13 protein-coding genes are annotated in these 13,350 nt (G+C 70.4%); 3 read left to right on the forward strand and 10 right to left on the reverse strand.

Annotated elements, in window-relative coordinates; genetic code table 11:
* Positions 1 to 54 precede the first annotated feature (54 nt).
* On the reverse strand, positions 55 to 1,326 hold the full coding sequence (locus tag OHA21_RS36585) for a hypothetical protein (RefSeq protein WP_328462937.1): 1,272 nt from the start codon (positions 1,324 to 1,326) through the stop codon (positions 55 to 57).
* Between the two features lie 61 nt (positions 1,327 to 1,387).
* Positions 1,388 to 1,873, reverse strand: coding sequence for an Lrp/AsnC family transcriptional regulator (locus tag OHA21_RS36590; protein ID WP_328462939.1), 486 nt, complete (start codon positions 1,871 to 1,873; stop codon positions 1,388 to 1,390).
* Positions 1,874 to 2,012: 139 nt separating this feature from the next.
* Here OHA21_RS36590 and OHA21_RS36595 point away from each other — a divergent pair, with 139 nt between their 5' ends.
* Positions 2,013 to 3,011 carry an RDD family protein gene (locus tag OHA21_RS36595; RefSeq protein WP_328462941.1) on the forward strand — a complete coding sequence of 333 codons (999 nt, stop codon included), beginning with the start codon at positions 2,013 to 2,015 and terminating at the stop codon, positions 3,009 to 3,011.
* Positions 3,008 to 4,087: a histidinol-phosphate transaminase gene (gene hisC / locus OHA21_RS36600; RefSeq protein WP_328462943.1), complete on the forward strand. Its 1,080-nt coding sequence runs from the start codon at positions 3,008 to 3,010 to the stop codon at positions 4,085 to 4,087. The genes OHA21_RS36595 and hisC overlap by 4 nt, the downstream gene beginning before the upstream one ends.
* A 7-nt stretch (positions 4,088 to 4,094) precedes the next feature.
* On the opposite strand, the gene OHA21_RS36605 is transcribed toward hisC, so the two are convergent.
* Positions 4,095 to 5,312, reverse strand: a complete 1,218-nt coding sequence (locus tag OHA21_RS36605; RefSeq protein WP_328462945.1) for an MFS transporter — start codon at positions 5,310 to 5,312, stop codon at positions 4,095 to 4,097.
* Between the two features lie 47 nt (positions 5,313 to 5,359).
* Between OHA21_RS36605 and OHA21_RS36610 the strand changes: the two genes are divergently transcribed.
* A complete protein-coding gene (locus OHA21_RS36610) occupies positions 5,360 to 6,574 on the forward strand; it encodes an ROK family protein (RefSeq protein ID WP_328462947.1) in 1,215 nt (404 codons plus the stop codon).
* Positions 6,575 to 6,842: 268 nt separating this feature from the next.
* Here OHA21_RS36610 and OHA21_RS36615 read toward each other — a convergent pair whose 3' ends face one another.
* The 7 genes from OHA21_RS36615 to OHA21_RS36645 form a co-directional block, all read right to left on the reverse strand.
* Positions 6,843 to 7,994, reverse strand: coding sequence for an outer membrane protein assembly factor BamB family protein (locus OHA21_RS36615; RefSeq protein WP_328462949.1), 1,152 nt, complete (start codon positions 7,992 to 7,994; stop codon positions 6,843 to 6,845).
* 19 nt (positions 7,995 to 8,013) lie between these two features.
* Positions 8,014 to 8,856, reverse strand: a complete 843-nt coding sequence (locus tag OHA21_RS36620) for a hypothetical protein (RefSeq protein ID WP_328462951.1) — start codon at positions 8,854 to 8,856, stop codon at positions 8,014 to 8,016.
* 57 nt (positions 8,857 to 8,913) lie between these two features.
* Positions 8,914 to 10,131, reverse strand: coding sequence for a hypothetical protein (locus tag OHA21_RS36625; RefSeq protein WP_328462953.1), 1,218 nt, complete (start codon positions 10,129 to 10,131; stop codon positions 8,914 to 8,916).
* A 19-nt stretch (positions 10,132 to 10,150) separates the two neighbouring features.
* Complete coding sequence (locus OHA21_RS36630; RefSeq protein ID WP_328462955.1) at positions 10,151 to 10,537, reverse strand: PPOX class F420-dependent oxidoreductase; 387 nt, start codon at positions 10,535 to 10,537, stop codon at positions 10,151 to 10,153.
* 661 nt (positions 10,538 to 11,198) lie between these two features.
* Positions 11,199 to 11,675, reverse strand: a complete 477-nt coding sequence (gene ispF / locus OHA21_RS36635; protein ID WP_328462957.1) for a 2-C-methyl-D-erythritol 2,4-cyclodiphosphate synthase — start codon at positions 11,673 to 11,675, stop codon at positions 11,199 to 11,201.
* A gap of 336 nt (positions 11,676 to 12,011) precedes the next feature.
* A complete protein-coding gene (gene ispD, locus OHA21_RS36640; protein WP_328478767.1) occupies positions 12,012 to 12,722 on the reverse strand; it encodes a 2-C-methyl-D-erythritol 4-phosphate cytidylyltransferase in 711 nt (236 codons plus the stop codon).
* Positions 12,723 to 12,769: 47 nt separating this feature from the next.
* Entirely contained in the window at positions 12,770 to 13,255 is a 486-nt protein-coding gene (locus OHA21_RS36645) for a CarD family transcriptional regulator (RefSeq protein ID WP_014447856.1), read from the reverse strand.
* Positions 13,256 to 13,350: the final 95 nt, after the last annotated feature.

Here is a 13,350-nt window from a genome sequence, read left to right on the forward strand (position 1 = left end):
CCAGCCGGGTAGCCGTACGCGAACCCGTCCCGGCGCTTCGCGCGCCGGGTCACCTCAGGAGAACGCCAGGTAGGCCATGTCGCGGCCGGAGACGGCGATCATTCCATCAGGTCCAACGGCAAAGATCTTCGCATCGGTACGCACATCAGCACGAACAGCCCCACTCGACGGAGTGAGCGCCGTGACCCGGTTCTTGCCCAGGACGATCACGGCGTGCGGCGTCAGAGCCGCGCTCGTGCCGGCCTGCCGCCACACCGCCTTGCCTTTGCTGTACGAGTAGCCGCGCAACGTGTCGTCCTTACGGATCACCGCGTAGGCGTCGTTCACGGCGACCACGTCCGAGTCCTTGTCGCCGTACCAGAGGTTGCGCCCGTCGTACCCGTTGATCAGGACTTCCCGCCCGTAGGGGTCGACGCCGAGCACCACGTTGTAGCCGCCGGCCGGGTCGCGTCCCTGCTCGCAGTCCGACCCGTTCTCCGCGGTCCGCAGGTTCAGCCCGTCGCGCTGCCAGACCACGGCGTTGCGGGGCGGCGCGGTGGCGACCACCCCGTAGTAACAGGTGCCGTCGCGCGGCGTACCGGTCACGGTCAGCACCCGTCCACCGACCACGGCGACCCGCTGATCGCGTTCCGGCCGGACGGTCTGCACCAGCTTGCCGGTGGCGGTGTCGATCACCCGGACCTGCCCGTCGTCCGGGATCCCGAGCAGGCCGGGCAGCACCGGCGGTCCGGCCACGTCGTCGTCGACGTCGTCGGTGGTGAGCCGGCGGGTGTCCGGCAGGTCCGGGTTGGCGGCGTCCAGGACGAACCCGATGCTGCCGGTACCGACGCTCCAGAGCTGGGTGCCGGACTTCGGGTCCCAGGCGGTCAGCCGGCAGTCGTCACCCCCGGAGCAGCTCAGGTCGACGATCGCGTCCTGGTACGTCCAGACCGCGCTCGCCGTGGTGTCCGACCGCCGCTCCACCCCGGTACGCGGGTCCAGCACCTGATAGCCCTTGGTGAGCAGCCGGCCGGTGACCACCACCGCGTCGGAGCCCTTGCCGGCGATCGACGCCCAGTCCGCGTCCGACGACCAGAGCGGAACCGCCGCGGTCAGCCCGTACGCCTCCACCGAGGTCCGGTACTCGACGATCACCGCGTCCCCGGCGATGGCCACGCTCTGCGGGGTGCCGCCGAGCTCCTGCTGCCAGCGTGCGCCGGGCGCGACCGGTCCACTCGTGCTGATCCACGACCACATCTGCGGGAACGGGTTCCACACGCCGGTGCTCGCCAGGACCGTGACGGTCACGGCGGCGGCCAGCGCGAGTCCCTTCCCAGCCCCGGACATGCGGACACGGTAATGACCTCGATCCACTTATCCCGCGAGCGCGAAAAGTCCGTGTCGGGGCCTATTGCCGGTTTGCTGCGCGAACCAGCGGCACGGTTCGATACGGGATCAGCTCGGCCAGCGCGATGATCGTGTGCGCCCGGAGGATGCCCTCGTAGCCGACGATCTGGTCGATCACCCGCTGCAGGTCGGCGTTGGCCCGGGCCACGATCCGGCACAGGATGTCCCCGCTGCCGGTGATCGTGTGCGCCTCGAGGACCTCGGGAATCTCCGCGAGATGCTCGGCCACGGCGTCATGACCGTACCGTTGACGGATCTCCAGAGTGACGAAACTGGTGACGCCGAAGCCGATCGCGGCCGGCACCACCTCGGGGCCGAAGCCCTTGATCGCGCCCCGCGCGATCAGCTTGTCCAGCCGGGCCTGGACCGTCCCACGGGCCACCGCGAGCCGCCGGGAGAGCTCCAGCACACCGATCCGCGGCTCCGCGGCGAGCAGCGCGATGAGGCGGCCGTCAAGGTCATCGAGCTGGACAGTCTGCTCACTCATCGGGGGAACCTACCCCACCTCCTGCACAGTCTGACCAACTTCCGGTGCGCCTCTTGCCCAACCGCGCGGCCCGCACGCACCGTAGGAAAGGGACCCGGCCCGCAGGGAACCGTCAGGCTGTCGTGGTAAAGGTTTGCGCATGAGTTCCCTTCCCGCGGGTTGGTACAAGGACCCGGCCGACACCAGCACCCAGCGCTACTGGGACGGTGAGGGCTGGCTAGGGAAGGCCATTCCGGCCGACGCCGTCCCACCGGACGGGCCGCCCGCCGTCGAGGCGGAGCCGCCGGTCACTCCGGCCGCGCCCGCGCCGCCGCAACCCCAGCCGCAGGCGTTCCAGGCGCCGCCACCCGGATACCCCGCTCAGCCGACCACGCCGCCGGCATACGGTCCGCCGCCCGGCTGGGGACCGCAGCCCGGCTGGGGCCCGCAGCAGCCGGGCCCCCAGCAGCCGGGCCCGCAGGCGCCGCCGCCCGGGTGGCAGCAGCCCCCGCCCGGCTGGCAGCCGCCGCCCGGCCAGCCCGGTCAACCGGGGCAGCCGATGCACGCGTACCTCTATCCCATGCCGCAGGCGATGCCGCACGGCTTCCCGCTCGCCGGCCTGGGCCGGCGGCTGACCGCCCGGCTGATCGACATCGCCGCGGTCCTGGTGCTCAACATCTTCGTCAACGGCTGGTTCATCTATCAGTACTGGCAGGACTTCGCGCCGATCTTCCAGGAGTACATGCGGCAGGTCGCGGCGGGCAACCAGAACGTCACCGTCGAGCCGACCGCGCGCATGCAGACCCTCTCGATCGCCATCCTGACCGTCGCCACCCTGTTGTGGCTGCTCTACGAGGCGCCCTCGACCGCTACCCGCGGCCAGACCCTCGGCAAACGGGCGATGGGGATCAAGGTGCTCCCGGTGGAGAAGACCGGGCCGCTCGGCTTCGCCCGGGCCTTCACCCGCTGGGCCCGGCTCGGCATGTGGACGCTGTTCTGGTGGTGCGGCGTCGGCCTGATCGTCCAGTTCATCGCCTCGCTGTCCCCCGTTTTCGACCCCCGCCTGCGACAGGCCTGGCACGACAAGACGGCGGCGACAGTCGTCGTCGCCGTTCCGCCGGGCACCCGACCGACGACCACACCCGGAGGACCGCAATGACCCGGCTGACCCGCGCCGACCTGGACGCGCTGCCCAACTACGTGCCCGGGCGCAACGTCGCCGACCTCGCCCGTGAGCTGGGCATCGCCGAGGCGATCAAGCTGGCCAGCAACGAGGTGCCGTACGGTCCGCTACCCGGCGTGGTGGAAGCGGTGACCGAGGCGGCCCGGTCCGTGCACCGCTACCCCGACATGGGTGTGATCCGGCTGCGCGACGCGATCGGCGAGCGGTTCGGGGTGGACCCGGAGCGGGTGGTCACCGGCTGCGGGTCGGTGGCGCTCGCCGAGATCCTGGCCAAGGCGACCTGCCTGCCGGGCGACGAGATCGTCTACTCGTGGCGGTCCTTCGAGGCGTACCCGATCATCGCCGCCGGTGGGGGCGCGACCAGCGTGCGGGTGCCGAACACCGCGGCGCACGGGCACGACCTGGCGGCGATGGCCGAGGCGATCACCGACCAGACGCGGATGGTCTTCGTCTGCAACCCGAACAACCCGACCGGCACCAGCGTGCGCAAGACCGAGATCGACCGGTTCCTGGCCGACGTGCCGTCCGACGTGCTGGTGGTGCTCGACGAGGCGTACCGGGAGTTCGTCACCGACCCGGACGTGCCGGACGGGCTGGAGACGTACGGTGACCGGCCCAACGTCGTGGTGCTTCGCACCATGAGCAAGGCCTGGGGCCTGGCCGGGCTGCGGATGGGCTACCTGGTCGCCCAGCCCGAGGTGGCCTCCGCGGTACGCAAGGTGGTCACCCCCTTCTCCACCAGCACAGTCGCGCAGGCAGCCGCGCTGGCCGCGCTGGAGCAGGAGGACGAGGTACGCCGCCGCTGCGCCCTGGTCGTCGCCGAGCGGGCCCGGCTCACCGAGGCCCTGCGCAAGCTCTCCGTCGAGGTTCCGGAGAGCCAGGCCAACTTCGTCTGGCTGCCGCTCGGCGACCGGACCGCCGACTTCACCGCCGCCTGCGAGAACCGGGGTGTGATCGTGCGCGGCTTCCACCCGGAGGGGATCCGCGTCACGGTCGGCACCCCCGAGGAGAACGACCTGTTCCTCGCCGCAGCGGAGGCCGCACTCGTCTGAGCTCCGCTCAATGCAGCGCGGCGGCTGCCTCGGCCCGGTCGTGGTCTTCCTTGCTGATCCGAGCAGGGAAGACCACCGGCGAGAACACCACGAGCACGCAGGCGACCAGCGCCAACCCGGCCGCCAGCAGCGGCAGCGCGCCCAGCTCACCGGCGCTGACCAGCCGCTCACCGACGAACGCGCCGCCGCCGATGCCGATCTGGAACGCCACCACGTAGACCGCGGACGCCGCGTCCCGGGCGATCGGCGCCACCCGGAGCACCGCCGCGGCCAGGAAGACCGGAATCGCGGTGAACGCGCCGCCCCAGAGCAGCGTAGCCACCACAGTCGGGACCGGTCCGAGCACCGGCGCCAGCAGGGCGACCGAAATCGTCATCGTCACCGTCAGGCCGATGACCAGCGGACCCGGCCGCCGATCGACGTACCGGCCGACCAGGAAGTTGGCGAGCAGCCCGACCGCGCCGTAGCCCAGCAGCAGCGCGCTCAGGCCGGCGCCGTCCAGGCCGGCGTCCCGGCGTACCAGCGGAGCGATGTACGTGTAAGCCGCGAAGTGTCCCACCACCAGCACCATCGTGATCAGGCAGAGGCGGGCCACCGAACCGTTCCGCAGGATCCGCACCGCACCCAGCAGCTGCTCCCCGGTCCGCGCCGCCCGGTCCCGCGGCAGCGGGTCCAGTTTGGGCAGCACCGCCATCAGCAGCGCCACGCAGATCGCCCCGGCTGCGGCGAAGAGCCCGACCGCCACCCGCCAGCCGAGCAGCTGGCCTAGGGCCGTACCCAGCGGCACGCCGAGCACGATGGCCAGCGAGTTGCCGATGAAGACCATCGCCGTGGCCCGTCCACCCTGCCCGGGCGGCACCAGCCGCACGATGATCGGCCCGATCACCGACCAGAACACCCCGTGCGCGAGGGCGCAGACGAGCCGGGTCAGGGTCAGGACCTCGAAGGTGGGCGCGACCGCTGCCGCCCCCTGTGACAGCGCGAAAATCGCTACCGTGACGGCGATGAGCTTGTGCCTCGGCACCCGCATGGTGAGCGCGGTGAGCGGGATGGTGCTCAGCGCGGCCACCACGGCATAACTCGTCAGCAGGAACCCGACCTGTGCCTCGGTCACCCCGAGGTCGCCGGAGATCTCCGGCAGCAGGCCGACCGGGAGAGTTTCCGCGGTGACGTAGCAGAACGTGGAGGCACCGAGGACGATCAGCGCCGGGCGGTTGAGTTTCACCCCCGCAGAATAAGCTCTGATCTAGAGCAAATATAGGGAGACCGACTGTGACGACCCGCTCCACCGAACTGCTCCGAGTGGTGCACCACCGCCCCGGCGTGACCCGCGCCGACGCGGCCCGCCTGCTCGGCGTCGGCACCGGCGCGGCCACCGAACTCGTCACCAAGCTCAGCCGCGCCAAGCTCCTCGTCCAAGCCCCCGCCGCCCCCAGCGGCACCCGCGGCCGCCCGACCACCGTCCTCCTGCCCCATCCGGACGGCCCGCTCGTGCTGGCTGTCGCGATCACCCACGAGGGCTGGCGGATCGACGTGGTCGAGCTGGGCGGCACCGCCACCGCCTCCCACTCGCGCCGGCACGCGGCCACCGACTGGGTCGCGGTCCGCACGGCGGTCAAGGCCGCCATCACGGAAATCCTTCCCCGGTACGCGCAACGCCCACGAGCCATCGGCGTCTCGGTCCCCGGAACCGTCTCCCGCACCTTCCGCCTGGACGCCTCCGGCCTGAACTGGCACGACGTCGACCTGACCGAACTGTGGCCGGCCGCCGAGGTCTTCGTAGCCGGCAACGACGCCACCCTCGCCGCCACCGCCGAATCCCGCCGAGGCGCCGCCGCCGGAGCCGCAGTGGCCCTGCACGTCCGCATCGAAGCCGGCCTGGGCGGCGCCGTCGTCGAGAACGGCCGCCCGATGATCGGCGCCCGCGGCGCCGCCGGCGAATTCGGCCACATGCCCTTCGGTGACCCGTCCCTGCCCTGCCCGTGCGGCGCCCACGGCTGCTGGGGCACCGCGGTGGACGGCGCGGCCCTGGCCCGCCTGCTCGGCGACCCCCCACCCCGGGACTCCATCACCTACGCCCGCCGAGTCCTCCTAGCGGCCCGAACCCCCCTCAACCCCCCACCAGGTCCCGGCCAGCCCTCTACCGGTCTCAGCCAGCCCTCTTCCGGCGCCGGCTCGCCCGCCCAGCGCCCGGCCGATGCCGAGGCCGCCCTCGCCGCGCTCCGGGTCATCGGCACAGCTCTGGGCCGCGGCATCGCCGGCCTGGTCAACGGCCTCGACGTCGACCTGATCACCGTCGGCGGCCTCGGCGCCGACCTACTGGCCACCGTCCCCGACGCAGTCCAAGCGGCCTACCTCGACGGCCTCATGCTGATCCACCGAGACTTGCCCCCACCGGTGATCCCCGCCACCCTGAGCGACGACGACGGCCCCATCGCAGGCGCCGCCGAGGAGGCCTGGTCAGCCTTACTCCCCCACCTGGCCTGACCCCCGAAGCAACACTCCCGGTCAGCCAAGCCATCCGGCTGACGGCCAGGGCGGTCTCCCGCCCGCTGAAGCAACACTCCCGGTCAGCCAAGCCATCCGGCTGACGGCCAGGGCGGTCTCCCGCTCGCTGAAGCAACACTCCCGGTCAGCCAAGCCATCCGGCTGACGGCCAGGGCGGTCTCCCGCCCGCTGAAGCAACACTCCCGGTCAGCCGAGCCGCCCGGCTGACGCTCAGCGTCGTATCAGGGCCGAAGCAGCGCGGCACCAGCTAAAGAGCAGCGATGATCACGGTGTCGAGCGTCAAGTAGTAGATCGGCGACTCCGGATCATCCGGCGCGTCCACGTTCAACCGCTCCAGAGCCAGATAACGGCCCGCCAACCGATACCGACCGGCCTTCCACTCGGTGCTCTCACTCCCATAGGCCAGCGGAAACGAGTGCACCTCCACCCCGGTCAGCGCATTCACCGAAACCAGCATGTTTCCCGAGGTCAGCAGCACCACGTCGGTCGACGTCCCACCAAGGACCTGCGCCGCACCCGGCCGGTTCCAGAGCTCAGCCCCCTCCACGGACCGCGCGCTGACCCCACCTTCCGACCCAGCAACGACCACACCGGCCGCGATCGTGGCACCCATCGCATCCAGAGCCGGAACCCGCCGCAGCACATCCCCGTCAGCCAGCCAGCCCTGCCCAGCCCCATCCCGGAACCCCACACATCCCGAGCCCCCCGAATCACAGCCGACCGGCACATGGGGTCCAGCCGGCCAGCCCGAGATCACCGCCCCCGACCGGGTGTCATAGGCACCGGTAGCGCAGACGTACGCACCACCCAACGTGGTGAAGCCCTCCGCACACCCCTCCGGCACGGACACTTGCCATCGCTCGGCGCCGGTGCTCAACTCGTACCCCGCAAGCTCTTGACCTGCGGTAACCACAACCGTGCCGGCAGCAAGGCGCAGACCCGGCGGGCTCCAGACGGCCGCGGCCCCGGTGCGATGTCCGGCATAGCCGGGCGAGTCCGGCCCATCCTGTCTCCAGGTGATTTTCCCGGTACGCGCATCGAGCGCCACCAGCTCCCCATCGGACCACCGCGTGATCACCGCAGTCCCGCCGGCCGCCACCCCACTGAGCTGCTCCGGCCAGCGCCGAAACGACCACCGAGCGGTGTAAAGCGTCCGCCCATCCACCGGCCCATCCGCCTTGACCTGGTGTTTCGCCGCATAGACCCGAACCCGGCCGTCAACCACGAGCGGCGCAAGATTGGTACGCCCGGTAACGCCCGCAGTCCGCAAAGAGATCGGCGGGTACGGCGTGTTCGCCGTCGCCAGCACCTCGGCCGGCGCGAGAACCCGCCACCCGACCAGCACCGCCGCCGCCAGAACAACCAGGGCCACCGCGGTTCGAATCAGCACCCGGGTCACGGACGGTAAGTATTCCAGGCTACTCGTAGCCGCCGTTGATGAGGCCGAGCCGAACCAGCTCGGTGAGCGGCTCGACCACGTTCGCCGCGCCGAACCCGACGAACAGCGGCCGCGGCCCGTCCCGGTACGCGCGGGCCGGCTCGACCAGCGGCACCGGATGGGTCGCCGCCAGCGCCTCAGCCACCTCCGCCACCTCACCGCCGTTCGCCGCGGCCACCGTCGCCACCAGCACATTCAGGAACCCATGGTGCGTGAAGCCGGTCTCCGGATCGGTGTGCCGGGTGGCATGCCGCAGTCCCGCGGCCAGCTTGAACGGGAGCTCCCGGTCGCGGCACGCGCAGATCACCGCGGCCAGTTCGACCGGCGTCGGAAACAGCTCAGCCGCCAGGCCGCCGACCCGGAACTTCGGGGCGATCGCCAGACCCGCGGCACGCGCTTCGGCGACCGAGTCGAGGGCGGCCAGCAGACCCCAGCTGAGCGGGATCTCCGCGTACAGCTGCAGACCGCGCTCGGCGGCCGCAAACGCACGCAGCGCATCGAGACCGGGCTGCGGATCCTCGCCGCGGCGCGCCACCGCCGCCTCGACGTGCTCGATCACCAGACCGGCGGCCCGCAACTTCTCGACCGTCACCGGCAGCGCGGCGGCCGGCACGTCGCCGATCAGACCGGCCGCCATGCGTGGCACCGGCTCGGTGCTGACGATCGAGGCCGGCACCAGCAGCGAACCGAGCAGGTCCGCATACCACGCACCGGTGTGCTCGTGATACTTGGCGACGCCGTCGGTCAGACCGATCGGGCTGGGCGGGAGCAGGGACGCGTCATCGACGAGCCCGGCATAGAGCGGAGGCACCATCGTCGACACGAAATCGAACCTAATGGACGGTGCGAGAAACGGACAACCACGCTTTTGCCCGCCACGTCACCGTTTCCCGGTCACCACCAGGAATTCCGCCACCGCAGCGAGAACCATGGCGATCACCAGCGGGGCCAGGCCGCCGATCGCCGCGTACAGGATCAGGAAGGCCGGGGCGACGAAGGTCAGGTAGGCCGCGACCGCCAGCCGGCGGTCGGCGGCCCGCAGCCGGGCCAGCACCGCACCCGCCGGCTCCGTGAGCCGACTGCGGAACCAGAACAGGATCGCACCGAAGACGAGTACGCCGATCAGGCCGCCCCAGATCCGCGAGATTCCCGTACTGATCATGGTCATCGCAGCGGTCAGCACGGCCGCGACCAGTGTGCCGCCGGCGCCGAACTGGACGGTCTCCCGCACCGACTCCGCCGACTGCTCCGAGTTGTCCAGAACCGAGCGCCGCGGCCGGACGACCTCGTCAAACGGGGCCGGCTCCACCCTTGGTCCCGGCTCCCCTTTCGAGCCCAGCTCCCCTTTCGAGCCCGGCTCCCCTTTCGAGCCCGGCTCGCCCTTCGAGCCCGGCTCGCCCTTCGAGCCCGGCTCTGCTTTCGGGGTCGGCTCGGTCACTGCGGCGCCGCTACCCGGCGGGACCCCGAGGGACGCTTCCTCGGCCAGGTCCTCCAGTGCCCGCGCCCACCGGCGGCGCTCGAACCGCACGATGCCCAGCCCCTGGCCCGCGTCCCCGATCTCCGGATCCAGTTCCAGCGCCTCGCCGTAGGCCCGCTGCGCCAGATCGAACAGCCGCAGCCGAGCCGCGACGACGGCCAGAACCAGGTGCGCCTCGGCCTCCGTCGGCGCGACCCGCACGCCGTGCCACGCGGCGTTCAGCGCCTCCTGGCCGTTGCGCGATTCACTCAGCAGGGCGGCTCCGGTCCGTTGCGCGTACGCGTCATCGGGCCAATTCTGCAGAATCTCACCGGCGACACGGGCGGCATCCGCGTACCGCCGACTGTCGGTGAGCGCCATGGCCCGAACGACCAGGGCGGACAGCTCCGGCGGCTGAACCGCAGCGGCAGCCCGATCAGCGGCGGCAAGCGCCTCAACCGGCTGATCAGCAGCCAGGTGAATGCGGGCCAGAGTCGCGAGAAGTGCGGTCTCTTGCGGCGCCGATTGCAGACCGGAAGCGATCTCTTCAGCGGCTTCGTCGTAGCGGCCGAGGTCGGCGAGCAGCAGGGCTCGCTGCCGGTGTTCCTCCGGCGTGGTGTCAGGCTCCAAGGGGGCGGGCACGTTGCCGAGCGTAGGCGCTCTACCTGGAGATCACTCGAGTCGGGGTGACCCGGCACACCACCCGCACCGTCTCCGGCCCGTCCGCGGTCCACGGCTCATTCGCGTACTTGTAGCTCAACTCGCCGATCAGATCCGCCTGATCGTCACTGAGCGCAACCGTCCCCTCCACCGTGCAGTACGAATACGGCTGCGCCGGATCGAACGCACAGATCGAAACTCGCGGGTCCCGCTCCATGTTCATCGTCTTCCGCCGCCCGCGCACCGTGGAGAAGAGCACGTCCCCACCGTCCCGCTTAACCCAGATCACAGTAGATTGTGGCGTCCCATCCGCATTCAAGGTGGTAAGCACCGCATAGGTGGGGTTATCAATCAACCGTCGAGCAACATCTGGCAGCGAGCCGATCATGGAAGTGATCATGCCCGATGCCACCCCCGCCCCTCCCCGTGACGATCAACACCCACATCCCCAGCGCCAATCCCTCCCCGCAGCCACCCCGTTGCCCCGGCCTCTTGATCATCTCCAACTGCCACCCACCGCCGCCTCCCACGCACCAGGCCGCACCCACCGTCAGCCACCCTTCCCAGCTGACCCCGAGCGCCGCCTCCCGCCCGCGAAAGCAGCACTGACCGTCAGCCAAACTTCTCGGCTGACCCCGAACGTCGCCTCCCGCCCACGGAAGCAGCACTGACCGTCAGCCAAACACCCCAGCTGACCCCGAACGTCGCTTCCCGCCCGCGGAAACAGCACTGACCGTCAGCCAAACACCCCAGCTGACCCCGAACGTCGCTTCCCGCCCGCGGAAACAGCACTGACCGTCAGCCGAACCCCCAGCTGACGCCGAGCGTCGCTTCCTAACCGCGGAAGGAGCGCTGACCGTCAGCCAAACTTCTCGGCTGACCCGGAGCGTTGCTTCCCGGCCGTTCAAGGCGCATTGGGTGTCAGCTGGGTGGGTCGGCTGACGCTCAGCGTTGCTAGCTCAGACCTCGACCTGGAAGGTGTCCATACGCACGGGCCCATGATCGATACGGCCGCCGGCCCAGGTGGGGCACGGCAGATCCAAGATCGACTAGGTGGTGGCGTAGACCATCGCTACGGCTGTGCCGGCCAAACCCTCGCCGCGACCGGTCAGGCCCAGGCCGTCGGCTGTGGTTCCCGCGACCGTGACCGGGGCGCCCACCGCGTCCGAGAGGATCTTCTCCGCCTCGTCCCGCCGCTTCCCGATCTTCGGCCGATTGCCGATGACCTGCACCGAAACGTTGCCGATCTCGAAGCCGGCCGCTCGCACCCGACGGGCCGTCTCCGTGAGCAACGCCACCCCGGATGCGCCGGCCCACTCCGGCCGGCTCGTCCCGTAGTTACTCCCGAGATCCCCGAGCCCCGCCGCGGAGAGGAGCGCATCGCAGGCCGCATGCGCCGCCACGTCAGCGTCGGAGTGCCCGGCCAGCCCGGGTTCGCCGGGCCAGTGCAGACCCGCCACCCAGCAGGGCCTCTCCGGGTCGAAGGCGTGGACGTCGGTACCGATGCCGACCCGCGGAACGATCACCCCGGCAGCCTACGCCGGACCCAATTCCACGATCTTGGCTAGTCACACAAAGGCCCTGCCGAAAGCGATTCCGCTACTTCCACTCAAGGACGCCGGCACTGATTCGCAGATCGCACCGCCGCGAGATCCTGTGAATTCCAGCCCACCCCTAGCTCCCGCAATTCCAGAAGATCGACAATGGCTGCGCGGCCACGAATCGAGGCACCACGCCGAGCAGAGTGGCGATCACGGTCATAGTCGCTGGCTCGGCCCGGCCAAAGACTCCGGCAAGGCGATTAGGCCGAGCCAACACCGGACGAGCCGACACTGAGTTGAGCCGCGATGTGGCTGGACCGGTTACGCCGGGGCGTCAGGGTCCGGCAAGGTAAGCAGGTGAGTGGCCAACGCCAAGTCGATCGGCCTGGTGATCTTCAAGGCCAGGTCGGAGCCCGGGACACAAACCACCGGACGGCCGAGTTTTTCGACGGCGCCGGCATCGTCGGTGTGGCTGTCGGCGGCCGCGGCGTGGGCGGCCCGCAAGGTTGAAGCGCGGAAGCCCTGCGGGGTCTGGACGGCCCGCAGCACTGAGCGGTCGACCGTGCCGAGGACGGCACCCTCGGGGGAGACCTCTTTGATGGTGTCGACGACCGGCAGGACCGGGATGACCGCGTCGGCACCGTCGCGGACTGCGGCGGCGACCCGCTCGACCAGGGAGACCGGCGCCAGGCAGCGGGCCGCGTCGTGGACCAGCACGATGCCGACGTCGGAAGGGACGACGGCGAGTGCGGCAGCGACCGACTCCTGGCGCTCGGCGCCGCCGGCCACGACAGTGACCGGGGCGATCGCGGCGAGCAGGGTGTGCACGGCGTCCACCTCGGCGGGTGGGGCGGCCACGACGATCATGCGGACCGAAGGCGCTGCGGCGATCCGCCGGATGGCGTGGACCAGCAGCGGCTCGCCCTCGAGGAGGCGGAGGGCCTTGGGGGCGCCGGGACCGAGGCGAAGCCCGGCACCAGCGGCTGGAACGACGACCGCGACGTCACCGCGAGCATTGAGCTGCGCGGTCACGTCGCGGTCGTCGGACACAGTTTTGAGGAGTGCTTGCGTCGGGTGGATCAGGCCTCGGTGAGGACCTTGTCGAGCAGGACCTCAGCCTCGTCCTTGGTGCTCTTCTCAGCGAGGGCCACCTCGCCGACCAGAATGTCACGAGCCTTGGCGAGCATCCGCTTCTCGCCCGCCGACAGGCCACGCTCACGCTCACGACGCCAGAGGTCACGAACAACCTCAGCAACCTTCAGCGGGTTGCCGGAAGCGAGCTTCTCGAGGTTGGCCTTGTAGCGCCGCGACCAGTTGGTCGGCTCCTCGGTGTGCGGGGCGCGGAGGACGTCGAAGACCTTACCCAGGCCTTCCTCGCCAACCACTTCGCGCACGCCGACTTCCTCGGCATTCTCAGCGGGCACTCGAACAGTAAGATCGCCTTGGGCGACACGCAGAACGAGGTACTGCCTTTCAACGCCCTTGATGACCCTAGTCTCGATTGCCTCGATGAGTGCGGCCCCGTGGTGGGGGTAAACAACGGTCTCGCCGACACTGAAAACCATAGGTTCGAAACCCCTTTCGCTGTGTCTAGGGTAACACGCTCCGGCGGCCGTGTCTCGCCCTGACGGTCACTGTTAGTGCAGCTCAGAGGCCCTGT

Source organism: Actinoplanes sp. NBC_00393, assembly GCF_036053395.1.
Taxonomy (GTDB): Bacteria; Actinomycetota; Actinomycetes; order Mycobacteriales; family Micromonosporaceae; genus Actinoplanes.